Here is a 17076-nt window from a genome sequence, read left to right as displayed (position 1 = left end):
GAACGTGTTTGGTTTCATGTTCCACTCTTTGAGGGACAATATCTTCATAATTCGTATTTGTATAAGCCAGAGCAGCCACACATACAAAAAACAATAACCACAGTACATTTTTGAGATACTTTTTCATAGGCCTCACCTTACTTGTATTAGAAATTCAATTTTTTCCTGTAGAACGCTTCATAATCACGACTTTATCCTGACCCTGTAACGTTTTCTTACCACGCACATTTTGATAATCGTAATTATATTCTATGACAATTTCTTCTCCAAACTTGACAAGCCCTGGCTTGGAGAAAGTCACCGTTAAATCCTTTTTCTTTAAGCGTTTAGTTACTTGTGTAACATGCTCAGACACACCGCCCTCTTCTTTAACAAGCTCTGTGACCTCTTCAGTCATCTTCAAAAAAGCATGTTGTTGGAAAGCATCGATAGACATCATGAGAAGAAAAGGAAAAACCACAGCTGCAAACAACGCTGTGGCCAGAATGGCACCTTTTAAATTTGACATATAATATTTCTCACTCCCTTCTTGTGAATTGCTAACCACTTGGCCAAAGCTTATGGTCCTAGCACTTAAAGGTAGAAATTTTTTGTCCTTAATTACTCATATACTCAAAGTCTAGTTGATATTGATAGTAGTTATTGTAAGTACGTGTGTCTTTTTCTGGTCTTGTTACATTGCCCTGGTAAAGAGATACTTCTGGACGCTGAACAGTACCACTATATAACAATTTTCCAACAACAAAATATTCCGTTCCCGAAGCTTGCAAATACATCCAATCTTCTTCTAGATATATTCCTTCTTCTGGATACATTTCTTTACTACATGGTGATTTAAGATTTACCTTTTGACCTGTGTTGTCTAATAAACCATACTCATCAACATAGTCTGGGTTATTCATAACGGTATTGTAGTCCATTTCTATCTTCTCAAAAGTACCACCATATTTTTCTCCTATATAGCCCTCATACCCTTCTGAATCAGAATACTTTGTATAACGATTTAAGCTAGCTGAATAACCTTCTTTTTCCCACTGCCCATTATGACAAGCGTATCCCATTCTTCCATATAAAGGTTGTTCATAATCAACAATTTTCTTTGATGAAGCTGGTATTTTATCATAAAGTTGTAATGTTCCTCGGTAACCATCTTTATTGTAATCAAGAGCTTTTTGTTCAGTAACAAACTTCGTATCAGCAGGAATATATTCCCCACCTGTTTGAACTTTTTTTGAAACGTTTCCTTTAGAAACCTTCACTGTAACTTCCTCACCGTTAACACGAACAATTTCAGTATCTCCAGTATTTGAAGTAACACGTAGTAAATTATTTAACCCAGGTATCCTAATCGTGTATTCTCCATTAGCATTCAACGATTCAGGTGTTGTCGCAGTGTATGTTTGAGGTAACTTCGGTGGGGTAGTACTTCCACCGCCTGCTACTATACGTTTGGCAATCACTACTTTATTTTGTGTATCTAACTTTTGTTTCCCACGTACATTTTCGTATTCATATTGATAACGAATAACAATCTCTTCCCCAAATTGAACTAAACTAGGTTTTGAAAAGGTCACTATGTAGCCTTTGCCTTTTAGGTTATTCGCTACCTGTTGTACTCGATCAGAAACTCCGCCTTCTTGTCTAAGAAGCTCTGCCATTTTTTCGGTTGTACTCAAATAAGCACGCTGTTGCAAGGAATCGATTCCAAAGCTTAATAAGAAAGGAAACACTACACCAACCCAAAGTGCCATCGCTAAAATTGCACCTTTAAGATTTGACATGCTTGTGTTTCACCACCCTTTCCTTAAAATAAAAGGCACTCACCAAATTTGGCGAGTACCTACTCTAATTCATTCAGTGTTAAGTGTCGTTCAGCAGTTCCCTTTACTTTACCTTTTTGATCAATATATCGAATTCGATACTGGATACCACGAATATCTTTATCAATGGTTGTTGCTTTTCCTCCAGCGTCTACAAATACATAACTCACTTGAAGCTTGTAGGTAAGATTCTTTTGAGTTGCCGCGATTTCAGCAAGTAAATTTTCTACTAATTCCTTTTTGTCCACATACAAAGCATCCTTTTCTGATTGTCCCCGTTCATTTAGGTCCGTACGAATAGCACCTATATGAGCCGTTTCCAATAACACTTCTGTTTCAGCCATTGTACGTGTCGTTATGTTCTGTATTGATGCCCCGTAAGCAATGTAACCTACGAATGCTACAAACGCTAATAGTGGTACAAACCATTTCAAAAAAGTCGTCATTAAAACAAAATCTCCTTTCTTGTGTCTTATCGTTCATATGGAACTTTCCGCATTTGATTTTCTTTTTTGAAAAGTTGCTGATTAACAGATTTCTCAAAAGACTTGTGATCATCCAGAGAAAAACTTATTGGCGATAAGGCATCATCAGGATATTCAAAAACTTTGTACTCTAAATTCATTTTTTCTAAAAATACGATCATTTTATTTGTTTCTTCGTGGCCAGCTAATGTATGTGGCATAGCCAAAACAAATGTTTTGTCTCGGAGTTCCCTGTTTAACATTAATTTCTGAATAGGCTCTTTAAAATCAGCTTTGTCCTCTCCCTGTAAAACCATTACACCACATTCTGAATTAACACTTCGGAACGATAAGGCATCTAATCTGGAATCGCATATTACCACATGTTGCATGGACTTTTTAATATCAATATAATTTCTGCTGTTTGTATCAAATTTTTTATCGAAAAACTGAAAATAACGATGGAATTTCTCTTTCTCCTTTACTAAAAAATCATTACCGTCTTTACATGTTTCAGGGTATATAAAAATTTGATAATCAGCTTGAATTTCTTCGAGACAACCGACTATTTCCTTTGAAGCTTTATAGCCAGCTATATCATCATCCATAGCAACAAGAAATCGTTTATTTTGAAACTTATCCGAATGTTCTTTGATATAGTTGCAAAGAGTCCTGTATTTTCGAGAACCTGTTAAGGCCATAACTCCAACCGTTTCATCGATTTCGCGGAAAGATAAACTATCCAAAATAGCTTCTCCAATAACAATCGTCTTTGCCTCTTCAGGAATGTCCACAAAAAAATCCCTCGCATCATTTGAGGGATTCACAACTAATTGTATTTCTTTTGGTTCGATACTGGTGTTTATGGATGAGCGTAATAAAATACGATCTATACGGCCATCCTCACCAAATAACGGAAGCACTAGGTTTCTTTGACACATCCAATGATTATTTGCATAATCTTTCGGCAATAATCCATTCGCATATTCAAACATAAATTTTACGCCTTCTGGATTGGAAAAATCGGCAATAAACGGGGTAGTAGTTGACCGAGAAAGACCACGATAGCCGTTGTCTAATGTACCACTTTCCATATTGTGAATAACATGATTCATTAGTTTTGTAAATTCGTCCAGCTGTTTAACTTGTTTAACACTAAGTCCCTTACTTTTTTCTTGTTCAGTAGAATAACAGACTTCAGCCTCTTTTTCCTCATAAGTTAAAATAAAACGCTCACCACAACTATTTTCTCGATTGCATTGAATAAAATTCATATTGTTTTTATAAATAAACGCTTCCTGGTGCTCGCACTCAGGACACGTACAAATGAAATATCTGCCTCGATCCTTTGCATTTAACTCGGCCAACATCTCATTTATATCTTGATAAAGTAACTTATTGTGGCTCATCCTCCTTCACCTCATCCCCCTGTAATTGCTTTTCAATATCCAACTTATATTGTTGTAGAATCGGACTTAGAACAAGAAACTCAATCATTTCATCATTAGCAAGTGAGAAACCTTGTGATAAAATAGCATCATATTTATCTTTTAAAGCCTTTACCAGTGTCAAATGGATTTCATAAGCTTCAGCAAAACTATTTTGTTCTACAAAAGTTGAAAAAAGAACCAGCTGTACGGTCTGGTACAGTTTAAAATTGGGACATAAAGCCTCAATACGGTGCTTACCTACAGACTGAAAACTTGCACCAGCATATTGAGTAAATTGTTTGAAGGTTATTTCATCTTGTAATAACAAATTTACTTTTTCCTCTAACAATTTTTGCTGTTGAAGAAAGTCTGTTTGTTCACCTTCCAGAGTATTTTGAGCATCCAGGATTAATTTTTCTAATGCAGTTTTTATAGCTGCCATCATTTGCTCTAATTCAGCATAAAAACCTGTTTTAACAAGTGGCTGCATCGTTCCATATACTTGATTTAGTTGTGAACCATCCAAATAAATAGGGAAAGGTTCAAAAGCAGAAACACCAAATAGTTGGTCGTATCGAATCGCAAATGTCGCATATTCTTTATTGATAAAAAACTGCTTTTCTTCTTCAACATACTCCTTCAGCGTGTTGACATACTTATGACGCATATCTTCTTCCCAACTATCAAACGTTAGAATAGTATGCTCCAGCTGTTTTTGAAGGCTTTCTTTTTTATCGAAATGAACTTGGCTTATGACTAAACATTGGCCATCAATCCAAAACTCAAAAGATTTAGTAGAGTCAGTTCTTTTTTCTTTTGCAAGCCTGTCACGAATCCTATTTATAATTTCTTCTGCTTCAGTAAAAAAATAGTTTCGCTCTTCATCTATTTCTCTAAAGTAATCACCGTCATCCTTGAAACGAATTAATAATTTACGCAACACATTGTTTTCTCCTTTCTCTTCCTTTCCCTATGAAAAAATCCAATTAGAATCCTGCTACTTTTCCTGTCATCCAAGCCACGAAAGATGCAGCAAGATAAACAATGCCGAATCCGATAAATACGTTCATCATCCAGGATTGTGCGCTTTCTTTCTTTTGTGGATCTTTTGCAAACATCCAGACAAGCCCAATGATAATTAAAATCAAACCAGCTACTGCAGGAGCAAACTTTTGTACATCAGTTGCAATCTCATTAATCAGCGTAATGGCATTATCCATACGTTATACCTCCCTTTCTTTAGCTAGAGAAGCTATAATTCCTTTGTTTTCTAAATTAAATTTGATTATTTGAGCTTGATGCTGCTGATGAAGCCAATCAAAATAAGACTGTTCTTGTGCTTCAAATATTTGTTTTACCAGGGCCTCCATATCAGCAAATCCTTCTGGTTTAGCCTTGCTCTGACGCCTTTTTTCTGCTTGTGACAATTTTCCATTCTCCTTTCGGTAAAATAAAAAAGCAGAAGATGATTATCTTCTGCTCTACACGGCTAAAACTAGGGTTCTATTAAACTCCAATTCCTCTAAATACGTTGTCTACCATCTTTGTCCAACCAGCTCCGATTTTCGCCATTAACGGATCGATTACGCCAGTTGCAAATGCGATCATTCCACCGAATAAAACTAGTACAATGATAGCTAGAGTGATCTCTGCTTTGTAGTTATTCAAATACTATACCTCCCTTCATTTAGAACAAAAAAAGAAGAGTCCCAAACGTTCTCTTCATAAAAAGCAATTATTTTTAAACGCCAATTCCGCTAAATACGTTGTCTACCATCTTCGTCCAACCAGCACCGATTTTCGCCATTAACGGATCGATTACGCCAGTTGCAAATGCGATCATTCCACCGAATAAAACTAGAACGATGATAGCTAGTGTGATCTCTGCTTTGTAGTTATTCAAAATTCTTCACCCCCTTTTAAGACAATAAAAAAAGAGTGGCCAACGCCCTCTTATAAATTCATCAATATTTAGTTCCGGCCCCAAGCTGCCTGTCGAACATTATTAAAACAATAAAAGGCTTTATTTTTTAAATGGATTAGAACCGTCTTTAAAGATCCCTTTTTCCATCACATCAGCATGATTATATTTACTGTCAAAAATAAAAAGGACTCACCTAATTTGGCGAATCCTTATCGTTCATGTGCTTGTGCAGCCATAGCTTTGTTTTGCTTCCTATCAAGTTGTACCGGCTCATGCTCATATAATTTCTGATCGATGGCATTTGTAAAGTCCTTTAAGCGTTCATTCATGTAAAGAATGGTCTGTTTCACCGTTGACTTAGCTGTGTCTTTTACTTCTACGATATTATCTCGAACATCATTGCGTAGCCCAGTTACTTTGTCATCCAGTTTTTGTTTGGAGGTTACAGTCCGTTCAATAATGGAGTCTTTAAAATGCTGGCGACATTCCTTTAAAAGATTCTTCATTTCATCACAATAGTCAGCGAATGTCCTTTTCTTTGATTGCTGTTCCATAGATTCGGCCAAATGTCCAAGACCTTTTTCAATTCGATTAAAATGAACGCTTATTAATTGTTCCACTTCTTTCTTAGTTAAGAAAGATTGATCATTTTCATCACCAACTAACTGCGTTTCAATGACTTCCTGTAATTCTGTACTGTGTTGAGTCATTTCAATTTTCAAGTCGTTTGTGAATGTATCCTTCGCCTGTTGTCGTTTTTGATACTGTAGGTACATGTCTTCATTAGTTAAATTAGGGTTAAGTCCTTCATATGAAAAACCGTGTTCTTCAGCAAGATCCTTCACATATTTTTCAGCGCGCCAAAGCTGTTTATATGACTTTAATAAGAAAGGTTGATGCTCGTCCCTTCCTTCACGCCCTTTATAGCTTACAGCTGCATCTACATGCCATTTTCCAGCATCACCGTACATGCTCAAATTAACTTTGGGTTTATTTCCATATACTTCTTGCCTACTTTCCACAAAAGACAACACATCTGAAATGTCCACGGGTTCAAGATCATACCCATAATTTTGTTGTTTGGAACGTTCTGTCATCCCCATTTCCTCCCATCTACTTAAAATATTTCAAAAGTAAAAGGACCCTTCCTATTTAATAGGAAAGATCCCTTATGTATCCTGAGAAAAGTTTTTTTCTCCTGGACATAATCTTCTGATACTAATACTTTACCACGGATTTTCACAAAAAAAGTCTCAAAAAAGTATCGAAAAAGTCTCAAAAAAGTATCGAAAAAGTATCGCTTGCTGTAGGCATCTGTAGCTTTTGAATAAAGTTCGATTAAAAGTAAGTTGCAAACGCTGATTTTATACAGAAAGAATCCAACTGTTTTGAAACAAAGTTTAATCAAAACAGTTGGTTCTTTATTTATCTAGTTTGGTTTTTATAATAAAGATTGATTATTTCTGGTTGCGAATCTTCAATTACAGCAACCGATTGTGGAAGATAATAAGCACATGTCACACGAATCCCTTTTGGGGCATATTCTAAAGCTAATGTTTCAGTCATTAACTTAATGCCCCCTTTACATGAACACTGGACATATTGATCACGGTCCCTTTAATATCATGTTCGACGAAGTATTTAATCGCTTCTCTACTCCCTAAAAATGCACCTGTTATATTGGTATTGATTACTTTATTATATCATCGATCGGCATTTCATGTGAGGGTACTGAATTTTCAATACCAGCGTTATTAATCATCACATCAAGGGTTCCAAATTTTTCACAGCAGTCTGTATTAGGTTGATGACATCCTCTTCAACTCACACATCTCCTTTTACAGCTATGTCCCCCACCCGCTTTGGATCATTTCTCATATCACTGTTGCATGATTTCAGCGAATGAGGTAGCATAATTTAGACATTCTTCGCTCTTGCACAACCGAAGAATTATTCTTTTTTAGGAGAGTGGAAACGATGCCTACGATATTGGTTGCTGACGACGATGCGAACATTCGCAAACTCGTTGGTTTATTTTTGCGTAACAACGGATTTACTACCATCAACGCTGCAGACGGAAAGGAAGCCCTGGCTATCTATACCTCCACGTCAGTCGATTTGGTCATTCTTGATATTATGATGCCAGTCATGGACGGTTGGACATTATGCGAGGAACTTCGAAGAGCCAATCCGGATCTTCCGTTACTAATCCTGACGGCAAGAAGCGAAACCTGGGAGAAAGTACGAGCTTTTCAGCTCGGAACAGATGACTATATGACGAAGCCATTCGATCCGCTTGAGTTGATGGCTCGCGTCAAGGCACTGTTGAAACGATACCGTATAGGTTTAACGCAGACCATCCAGTTAGGAAACGTTATTCTGAACCGGCAGACTTATAAGGTCCAGTGGGGTAAAGAGTCGTTCACCTTGCCGCTTAAGGAGTTCGAATTATTGTATAAACTTGCTGGATTACCGGGACAAGTCTATACGCGGGAGCAATTAATCGATCAAGTCTGGGGAATTAATTATACTGGCGATGATCGAACGATAGACGTGCATATTAAACGTCTACGCGAACGTTTCGCCGACTTCTCCGATTTTCGAATCGAAACGGTGCGGGGACTGGGCTACCGGCTAGAGGTGCAGGAGTGACCGGCTCCCTATATGCACGTGTAGTCCTGACCTTTCTGCTCTCCGTGATCGGGGGCACAATCCTTTCTTTTCTTGCTACAACCTGGATATTTCAAGATAAATTAAACGAAAACTTGCAAAGCAACTTGCTTGACTTTGGCCAAGATATCGTCCGTATCTACGAGACCTTGCCGTTACGCGAAGCAGAAATATTTATAAGTGAAATGGAACAACTCAACTCCTACTACATTCGAATCTATGAAGCAACGGATCAGTTTCAATCCTATGGAGAACTTAAAGGACAACATCCTTTCCTAGTGACTACAGAACAAGTGAAGAAAGTGCTGGATGGAGGAAGGGTCCAAGTTAATGGAATCGATACGATCTTCTTGGGATTGCCAATAAAAACTGAAATGGGGAGCAAGGCAATGTTTGTAGAGCCCCTCACTTCCTCTTCCACCTCATTTCTCATCAAGTTTGTTGTAACCTTTTTGATTTGTTCGTTGTTAGCAGGAAGCCTATTGATACTAATTGCGGCTATTTTTCTGGTGAGACCGATCAAAAAGTTGACAGAAGCGACCCGCCTTATAGCTGCTGGAGATTTCAACGTAAAGCTTAATATTAAACAAAAGGGTGAGATAGGTACTTTGGCTCGCAGCTTCGAAGAAATGATGCACGATCTACAGCAGCTTGAGCAGATGCGCAGGGAATTCGTAGCAAACGTGTCCCATGAAGTTCAGTCTCCACTTACTTCCATTTCAGGTTTTGCTATAGCGCTCAAGCAGGTAGACATATCGGATGACGAACGAAGCTCATATCTCGACATTATCATCACTGAAACTGCACGAATGTCCAAAATAAGTGATAGTCTGCTAAAGCTGAGTTTGCTTGAATCTCAGTCATTGCAAATGCGACTTGCCACGCTAAGTCTGGATGAACAGATTAGACGAGTAATCGTCGCTATTCAACCCCAATGGTCAGCCCGCAACATTCAGTTCCATCTAGATTTGCAACCCACCAAAATAATGGCCGATCATGACCAGTTAAATCAGGTGTGGATCAATATCCTCGGCAATGCCATCAAATTTTCCAAAGATGGTGCCCGAATTAACGTCAAGATTAAACAGAATATAAAGAACGTGACGATCCGTATATCGGATTCGGGTATCGGTATCCTGCCGGAAGACCAAAAGCGTATATTTGACCGATTCTTTAAAGCTGATCGTTCCCACAGCCAGATATATGAAGGCAGCGGTATGGGACTGGCTATTGTAAAGCAGATTGTCTCACTTCATCAAGGGGACATCTTGGTTGAGAGCGAATACGGGCGAGGAACGACCTTCATCGTCATCTTGCCAATCACAACACGAACAGGGTGATTGGAGTCCATGCCTTCTCTAGGCTATGCAACCATGTATAAACCTTCTTGAGCGTGATAATGTAAACTTTTTTGGCCTGTTCATCCTCCGTTCATACTCTAGTAATTAGGGGGACATCTTGGTTGTTTATACTGTCTTTAGTGCCCCTGTTAAGGTGGCCAAGCACAATAATGAAGACAGGAGTAGATGCAACAGTGAAACCAAGAGAGGTAACAAAAATGAAGATGAGTGTGAGGACAGCAATAAAAAAAAATACTATAGCTGCTGTGACTGTCATGCTGACGATACTTGCTCCAATGTCTGCAATGGCTGCACCGGCTGCCATAGATAACAACAGTAGCCTTACGTATGAGACAACAAAGAAAACCGTAATCGAAAAAGCCAAATTACTGACCGAGACGTATGATACGACGAGTCTGCAATATGCGCTCATTGATGGTGGCGAGATTGTGGTGTCCGGTCAAACGGGGAAGAACGATCTAAACGACAAGGTACCTCTTACTACGAACACGATCTATGGCATTGGTTCAACCAGTAAAATGATGCTTACAGCCTCTGTAATGAAGCTGGTTGACGAAGGTAAGATCGATTTGGATGTGCCTATAGTGAACTATATGCCAGATTTTACAATGAAAGATAACCGATACAAACAGATTACACCCCGTATGTTGCTGAATCATTCGGCCGGGCTTCTCGGAACCTCTGTTGGTAGTGCTATCCTGTATAGGGATAATGATACCTATGCACATGATACCTTTTTGGATCAATTGGCGACCCAGAATCTGATGGCAGAGCCAGGTGCGTATTCGGTGTACTCTAATGATGGATTTACATTAGCTGAAATTCTGGTTGAGAGAGTCACTGATATGAGCTTTACAGCATTTATACACAAATATTTTACAGAGCCTTTGGATATGAACCATACCAAAACACCACAGGATCTTGTTAATCCGGCAGAAATGGCGGGAATCTATTCCCCTTTTTATGAGGGACAACTTCCAAAAGAGAATTATAATATCATTGCATCAGGAGGCATCTATTCCACGGCTCAAGATCTGGTGAAATTTTCGCAAATTTTCACAGGAGAGGTCAAAGGGATTCTTTCCAACAAGTCGGTAGAAGCCATGGAGCAAAAAGAATACCGAAGAGGCATGTGGCCAGAGGATAGTGATTCTTCTATGTCTTACGGATTAGGGTGGGATAGTGTGGACTTGTTCCCATTCAGTGACTACGGCATCAAGGCTGTTACGAAAGGTGGAGATACGTTATCTTATCATTCTTCACTCGTCGTACTTCCGGAATACAACATGGCTGCAGCTGTGATCTCTTCAGGCGGAGCAAGCATAACCAATCAATTCATTGCGTGTGAGTTATTACTTAGTGCACTTGAAGAAAAGGGCATGATTAAAGAACGGAAACCGGAAAAATCATTTGGTGTTCCTATGAAGGCTGATATGCCTAAAGAAATCTCCAAGTTTGCAGGGAATTATGGTGGCAATAATTCAGTTACGAAGATCAAAATAAATAAAACAGGACAAATGACGCTCTCCTCTCTCACGGCTCCAAGTAATCCGGTTCAAGAATTCACCTATACATCAGATGGTACTTTTGTGAGTGATGATGGTACAGAAAAGTTGAAATTCGTTGTGGAGAAAAATGGGAATACCTACCTGTGGTCTCGATCTTATATCTCCGTTCCAGGACTCGGACAGGTGGCTCTCTCAGAATATAATGCGGAGAAGCTCAAAGCCAATACATTACCCAAGGAGATTAACGCTGCATGGGCAAAGCGTGATGGTGAAAAATATTATCTGGTGAATGTGAAATACACATCAATGTTTTATCTTAATGCTACATCGATCCTACCTATTCAGTTGAATAAAGAGAATCCAGGGTATATGTTCAATAATAAAATTATTGGAGCAGGCGAAGCAGCCAATCAATTGCAGATTCCGGGCACTGCCGGACGAGAACCGATGGACATTCATTTCTCCAAAAAGAACGGAGGAGAGTATCTTACATTTTCAGGTTATGTATTCGCCAGTGAGGAATTGGTAAAACCAATCTATTCCGGTAAACAATCCGCAACAACCATTCAAGCAGATGGACATGCCAAATGGTTTTCGGTACCCGCTACTGCGAAAGGAAAAGTCATGACAGTGAAGTTACCTGCAAATGGAGCCTTTGCTGTCTATGACCAGACCGGAATTTGTATTAATCACAGCGTGGTCAGCGGTAAGAATGATGTTGTTTTACCAGAAAACGGCCGTATTGTATTTGCAGGTGAGGCTGGTTCCTCATTTGAAATTTCATTAAAAAAGTAAAATGAATAGAGTTTCAAACGGCTGTACAACAAACGAACTCAACAGGAGAGAACCATCATGATGAAAAAAATATTAATCATTTTGCTCAAAATATTCGGAGCCATAGTTGTCGCTTTTGCATTATTTATTGCTACTGTCTTTATTGTAAATGTATTTAGCAGCAAATCGGAGGAAGGGAAAATAAAACCTTATGGTCAGTTTGTAGCGGTTGACGGGAAAAACATGAATGTGTTAATTCAAGGAAAAGGCGAAGAAACGGTCGTATTACTTCCCGGATATGGAACACCAGCTCCAGCCCTTGATTTTAAACCGCTAATCGATGAGCTATCACCATTTTACAAAGTCGTCGTCATTGAGCCTTTCGGTTATGGACTAAGTGACGTAACTGAAAAAGAGCGTACCACTGAAAATATGGTTAGTGAAGTTCATGAAGCGTTACAGCAGCTTAATATTCATCGTTACACGCTCATGGGTCACTCCATTTCAGGAATTTACGGACTGGACTATGTGAACAAATATCCAAACGAAGTAAGTGCCTTTGTCGGGATTGATAGCAGCGTTCCAACGCAGGGAGGTAATGATGATCCATTTCCAACTGAAACGTACAAATTGCTTAATAAATCAGGATTCTACCGATTGTTAATGAAACTGGCCCCTGATCAACTGATTGCACCCGACGTTGATGATGAAACCAGAGAACAAATTAGAATACTTTCACTCAAAAATACGTTTAATCCGAACAACCTGAATGAAGGCGAAAACTTCGGTCCTAATTTCAAAGCAGCTGAAAACTTGTCCTTCCCCAAAGATCTTCCTGTGATTTTCTTCTTACAAGCGAATGATACCGAAACGAAAGACTGGATACCCTTGCATGAAGAGCAAGTTAAAGATTCAGTGCATGGAAAAGTGATGACTTTAGAGGGAGAACATTATTTGCACCATACCCGATCCAAAGAAATCGCTGAAAATTTCAGGAGATTTATGAAAGAAGTAAAATAAAAGTTATCAATCACTATCAAAAGAGACACGTCGTCCATAGATTTGGATGAGGTGTTCTTTTTTTATTTAGATTACAGGACACTAGGTAAGACAGCACCAGTAACAAAGCAGCCAGTAAAGATATTGCGTTAAAGTCGATTTTCGCTCAACTAACTTGTATAATAAAGTATTTAGTTCATTGTTCGTGTTATTCCTCCTATTTTGCAAAATGGAAAATGCATTCTCAGCTTGCTGAACAACAGGATAGTCAATCGTTGTCAAATCAAGCAAGTGAGCGACTTCCGTATTATCAAAACCAATAATCCCCAAATCTCCCGGAATGGAAAAACCTAACCGACGCAAACTATCATGAATAAAATTTAGTAACATACTATATTTTCACCCGTAAATTGTATAATTAATGATAATAAAGTTATTGAATTTTGATTAATAAAAGCTAAGAGATTACTACATCCCCTACGCAGCAAGGCTCTTTATAGTTGTTTCAAATTACATCCATCTGTTTATGTAATACTAAAAAATGAATAATAAAGTTGTTTACTTCTTATTTAACTAACGCATCTGTTAGTGTTCTACTTTTATTCAGGGTATGCAGACCGTGAAAAGGGATTGTCTGCAAGTGAAAATACACTCTATGAGTTAGCCTCGGTCAGTAAAGCGTCGTAAATCCCCTTGTTTCATACCGAGCCAAAAGCTCTAGTTTACGAAAAACCAAAACAGATGCCATAGATGCTTATCATTTAGGTGAACTATATTATAATGAGGATTTAGAACCTCAGAAAAAGCGCGGTATTCAGCTGTTAAATCTTCGACATCTCACAAGACAACATGAAAATATGACAGGAATTATGGTTCAAACAAAGCTACAGTTTCAAGCTGTATTAGATCAAGTTTTCCCTGAGTATAGAGGAGTTTTTGGTGATTTGTACGCTGAGATTTCATTAAGGACTTTACAGTCCTTCCCTACATCTGAATCAGTACTAGAGGCAGGTTTTGAAGAAATCGCACAATTCATTGATACACATTGCAAAGCACGTTCGTTTAATTGGGCGCTCGAAAGATTGGAAAAATTAATCGGAGCTGCAGAACTCAATCCATTTCAATCAACTCTTTATCAAAGTCTTTTAGTCAGTTTGAATATGTATAATGATTTACTTCAAGTGTACCACCAACAACTTTCTACGTTGGAGCGTGAGATTGATCAATTGGCAGCACTACTCGAAGAAGAATATGAATTAATCCAATCACTTCCCGGTGTAGGTGAAAAAATCGCGGCCACGATACTTTCAGAAATTGGAGAAATTGAGCGGTTTAATTATCCCACAAAGTTAGTAGCCTTTGCGGGTCTAGAGCCCAGTGTGTTTGAATCAGGTCGCTTCAAAGGAACGAAAAATCACATTACCAAACGCGGTTCAGCTAGGCTTCTCCATATGCTTTATACAGCCGTTCGCTGTTCCATTCGAGATAGCCGTAAAAAGAAAACAACAGATGAAACTATTGCCCGAAATAAACGATTACGAGCTTTCTACGATTTAAAACGTGAGGAAGGAAAGCCGTATAAAGTAGCCATTATTGCTTGTGCTAATAAGCTTTTACACTGGATTTATGCGATTTTAAAAACGAAAACACCATTCCAAGAAACTATGATCAACCTTTGTAGCGATGTAGTAAAACAATTAGAAAAAATACTAAAAACTAATGGTATTGGTTTACCTCTTGCTTCACTTGAAAGACCTGTACCAGATATCCCTCCATGAGCAACGTTTAAGGATCCAAAAATCAGCGCTGCGCTTAACCGCCAACCTAGTTACTGGATTAGTTGCATGTAGTCAAGCAAGAGGGACTTCTACTCGATAAGATATCGCATTAATGTATGGTCAATTTCATGTAGCAAAAACTCAAATCGGCGCTAAACTACTACGTTTGAACAAAAATAAAGATTGGTTAGTTTCCGAATTAATTTACATTATTAAACCTGACAAACCGGATCCAGAAGCAGCCCGAACTCAACCAGTAAGCACATCCCTTGTTTTGCGTAGCTTTTTCCTTGCCCTTGCATTATAGTAAGTAATGACTATCGTTCCTTCTGCGATTGCTAGAATGACAGAAGTACAGTTAATAGCTGAAACTCCCCCTCCTATACTTGATCCCAGAAACAAACAAAAGGTATATCCCGCCATAGCGTATGCTTGATTTTCTTGATTTCGATAACCAATTTCTTGAATGAGAAACGGTAAAAGATATGAAATAGCAAAAGAGATTAAAAAAATCGATATATATAATGCTGTAGAGCTAGAAAACAAGATAAGTAAAAATCCAAATTGAATTAAAGCTGTAACGAAATAGATTTTATTTTTAAATACCTTCGGGCAAAGAGATGACCATACAAATGGTAGTAACATTCCCACTAAGCTAATAACTTGAAGGCTTAAACGTGAAACTTGCAGTTCCCTTTCCATCAACAACTCATTCGTTACATGCGTACCCACCACAAAGTAGAAAAAAGGCAGAAAGGTTATGCCAAATAACATTCGGTTATCGGTTTTTAACAAAATATTCAATAGAAACTTAGCCTCAAAGGTCACTTTCACATGAACATTTTCCCCCTCATCAGAAGGCAGCATACCCATAAAACATACGACTAAACCTCCCATCACTACACCAAAAACGATGAATAATTGAGAGAGTGTAACATATTGAATCGCTATGTGAGCTATTAGTTGCCCAAGAATCGCACTTGATGTAAAGATCGCACTCAAAAAAGTGAGCTTTTTTACACGAAACAGCTTTAGACTATAATTCAGTGCAATGGGCGTAAAGGTTGCACAGACAAGTCCTTGTAAACCTCTTAAAAGACAAAACCAAGAGTAACTTTCGACCCATCCAATTCCTAAAGTAAGTACAGACGCTAAAGATAGGCCAATGAGTAATATTTTCCGTTTACCGAATTTCTTAATCATCATTGCCCATATGAGAAAGCCTAGTGCATAAAATAACGAAAAGATACTACTTCCTAAAAACAAGATTCTACTCTGTATATGAAACGTTTGCTGGATCGGACTTGATAAAGGAATGAGCAAAAAATTTTGCGAGATGATGATGATTCCTGTGACTGAAAATAATAAAAGCAAAATAGAAAGTCGCCCTTTATTTAGCTCCTTTGGATTTTCTCTTTCTCGTATAAATGCTCTTATCATTCAGATAGAAATCCTTCTTGCCAAGATGGATAGACTAAAGTCCACCCTCCTTCTAGCTTTGCCTTCCTATTTGAAGCCCCCCTTTCCCATCCTGCTTTTCCACTTTGATAGATTGGTATTGGCGCTTGTAAGTGATGAGCGTATTTCGTTCCCCAATCTCTACCTGTTGCTGGAGTATCATCGACAATATTGTAAATACCCTCTTTCCAATCCAATGCTTGGACGGTTGCATGAACAGCATCTTCAATATGAATAAAAGAGGTCACCCCGTCATTTACAATGGCTTTCCCACTAATAAATTGCTGTGCCATCATTCCATCTGGTGCATACCAAGTACCTGGCCCATATAAGACACCATATCTTAATATAATGGCATTAGACATTTCTTGAACCGCATTCTCTAGAGCAACAATTCCATCAATGGTCATTTTCCTCTTCCCTATTGCTTGGACATCTAGAGAATCCTTTTCCGTTGCGATTGTTGTACCTGGTTCATAAGCCCATGCAATGCTTTGAGCAATGAACCTTCTCACATTTACTTCTTTTGCTGCCTCTGCCACATGACGTGTTCCAATCGTTCGTGCCATTGCATTTTCTTCTACACTTAAATTACTAAGTGCCGTTACTTGATGAATGATTGCATCCGGCTGAAATTGTTGAAACACTTTTTGAACCTGTTCTTTTTCAAAAATATTTGCCACAAATGGGATTGCCCCCAGTTGTTGTAATAGACTAGCTTTTTCCTGACTTTTCGTCATACCTCCAACCTCATATCCTTTAGCAACTAGCACTGGAATAAGGATTCTCCCAATGACACCTGATGCACCTGTAATTAAGATTCTCATCTTGATTTCTCCTTTTTTCATAGACATTGACTTCCCACTATTTCCCGCAGGAGTCAAGTGTCC

Annotated in this window: 17 protein-coding genes and 2 pseudogenes; 5 read left to right on the top strand and 14 right to left on the bottom strand. The window is 38.4% G+C overall.

Annotated features, from left to right (window positions below; genetic code table 11):
• Positions 1 to 154: 154 nt before the first annotated feature.
• From C9J29_RS08650 to C9J29_RS08610, 11 genes and pseudogenes are all read right to left on the bottom strand, one after another.
• Positions 155 to 508, bottom strand: a complete 354-nt coding sequence (locus C9J29_RS08650) for a hypothetical protein (protein ID WP_237068781.1) — start codon at positions 506 to 508, stop codon at positions 155 to 157.
• 88 nt (positions 509 to 596) lie between these two features.
• Positions 597 to 1781, bottom strand: a complete 1185-nt coding sequence (locus C9J29_RS08645; protein ID WP_107921964.1) for a hypothetical protein — start codon at positions 1779 to 1781, stop codon at positions 597 to 599.
• A 59-nt stretch (positions 1782 to 1840) separates the two neighbouring features.
• On the bottom strand, positions 1841 to 2266 hold the full coding sequence (locus C9J29_RS08640) for a hypothetical protein (RefSeq protein WP_107921963.1): 426 nt from the start codon (positions 2264 to 2266) through the stop codon (positions 1841 to 1843).
• 26 nt (positions 2267 to 2292) lie between these two features.
• Complete coding sequence (locus C9J29_RS08635) at positions 2293 to 3693, bottom strand: toprim domain-containing protein (protein ID WP_107921962.1); 1401 nt, start codon at positions 3691 to 3693, stop codon at positions 2293 to 2295.
• The gene (locus C9J29_RS08630) at positions 3680 to 4654 is read right to left on the bottom strand and encodes a hypothetical protein (RefSeq protein WP_128472284.1); all 975 of its coding nucleotides are present in this window, start codon (positions 4652 to 4654) and stop codon (positions 3680 to 3682) included. The genes C9J29_RS08635 and C9J29_RS08630 overlap by 14 nt, the downstream gene beginning before the upstream one ends.
• A gap of 46 nt (positions 4655 to 4700) precedes the next feature.
• A complete protein-coding gene (locus C9J29_RS08625) occupies positions 4701 to 4934 on the bottom strand; it encodes a pilin (RefSeq protein WP_107921960.1) in 234 nt (77 codons plus the stop codon).
• A 3-nt stretch (positions 4935 to 4937) separates the two neighbouring features.
• A complete protein-coding gene (locus C9J29_RS08620) occupies positions 4938 to 5141 on the bottom strand; it encodes a hypothetical protein (protein WP_107921959.1) in 204 nt (67 codons plus the stop codon).
• A gap of 79 nt (positions 5142 to 5220) precedes the next feature.
• Positions 5221 to 5382 (bottom strand): hypothetical protein, encoded by a 162-nt coding sequence (locus C9J29_RS24285; protein WP_164908704.1) that lies wholly within the window; start codon positions 5380 to 5382, stop codon positions 5221 to 5223.
• 73 nt (positions 5383 to 5455) lie between these two features.
• A complete protein-coding gene (locus C9J29_RS24280; protein WP_164908703.1) occupies positions 5456 to 5617 on the bottom strand; it encodes a hypothetical protein in 162 nt (53 codons plus the stop codon).
• A gap of 230 nt (positions 5618 to 5847) precedes the next feature.
• Positions 5848 to 6735 carry a hypothetical protein gene (locus C9J29_RS08615; protein ID WP_107921958.1) on the bottom strand — a complete coding sequence of 296 codons (888 nt, stop codon included), beginning with the start codon at positions 6733 to 6735 and terminating at the stop codon, positions 5848 to 5850.
• A 421-nt stretch (positions 6736 to 7156) separates the two neighbouring features.
• Positions 7157 to 7459, bottom strand: a pseudogene (locus C9J29_RS08610) (SDR family NAD(P)-dependent oxidoreductase); the annotation flags it as partial.
• Between the two features lie 156 nt (positions 7460 to 7615).
• Between C9J29_RS08610 and C9J29_RS08605 the strand changes: the two are divergent.
• The 4 genes from C9J29_RS08605 to C9J29_RS08590 all read left to right on the top strand — a co-directional run bounded on the left by C9J29_RS08605 (position 7616) and on the right by C9J29_RS08590 (position 12971).
• Entirely contained in the window at positions 7616 to 8290 is a 675-nt protein-coding gene (locus C9J29_RS08605; RefSeq protein WP_107921957.1) for a response regulator transcription factor, read from the top strand.
• Positions 8287 to 9648, top strand: a complete 1362-nt coding sequence (locus C9J29_RS08600) for a sensor histidine kinase (RefSeq protein WP_107921956.1) — start codon at positions 8287 to 8289, stop codon at positions 9646 to 9648. Before C9J29_RS08605 ends, C9J29_RS08600 begins: the two co-directional genes overlap by 4 nt.
• 224 nt (positions 9649 to 9872) lie before the next feature.
• Positions 9873 to 11972: a serine hydrolase domain-containing protein gene (locus C9J29_RS08595; protein ID WP_371861923.1), complete on the top strand. Its 2100-nt coding sequence runs from the start codon at positions 9873 to 9875 to the stop codon at positions 11970 to 11972.
• 57 nt (positions 11973 to 12029) lie between these two features.
• On the top strand, positions 12030 to 12971 hold the full coding sequence (locus C9J29_RS08590) for an alpha/beta hydrolase (protein ID WP_107921955.1): 942 nt from the start codon (positions 12030 to 12032) through the stop codon (positions 12969 to 12971).
• 81 nt (positions 12972 to 13052) lie between these two features.
• Here the strand turns inward: C9J29_RS08590 and C9J29_RS08585 are convergent, their stop codons facing one another.
• The gene (locus tag C9J29_RS08585) at positions 13053 to 13340 is read right to left on the bottom strand and encodes a substrate-binding domain-containing protein (RefSeq protein ID WP_107921954.1); all 288 of its coding nucleotides are present in this window, start codon (positions 13338 to 13340) and stop codon (positions 13053 to 13055) included.
• A 290-nt stretch (positions 13341 to 13630) separates the two neighbouring features.
• Here C9J29_RS08585 and C9J29_RS08575 point away from each other — a divergent pair.
• A pseudogene (locus tag C9J29_RS08575) lies at positions 13631 to 14611 on the top strand (IS110 family RNA-guided transposase); the annotation flags it as partial.
• 366 nt (positions 14612 to 14977) lie between these two features.
• Here the strand turns inward: C9J29_RS08575 and C9J29_RS08570 are convergent.
• The gene (locus tag C9J29_RS08570; protein WP_164908701.1) at positions 14978 to 16102 is read right to left on the bottom strand and encodes an MFS transporter; all 1125 of its coding nucleotides are present in this window, start codon (positions 16100 to 16102) and stop codon (positions 14978 to 14980) included.
• 62 nt (positions 16103 to 16164) lie between these two features.
• The gene (locus C9J29_RS08565) at positions 16165 to 17013 is read right to left on the bottom strand and encodes an NAD-dependent epimerase/dehydratase family protein (protein WP_107921952.1); all 849 of its coding nucleotides are present in this window, start codon (positions 17011 to 17013) and stop codon (positions 16165 to 16167) included.
• Between the last annotated feature and the right edge of the window lie 63 nt (positions 17014 to 17076).

The organism is Lysinibacillus fusiformis (assembly GCF_003049525.1).
In the GTDB taxonomy this organism is placed as follows: domain Bacteria; phylum Bacillota; class Bacilli; order Bacillales_A; family Planococcaceae; genus Lysinibacillus; species Lysinibacillus fusiformis.
Note: the sequence above shows the minus strand (reverse complement) of the source record. Positions and strands in the feature narration are given on the sequence as shown.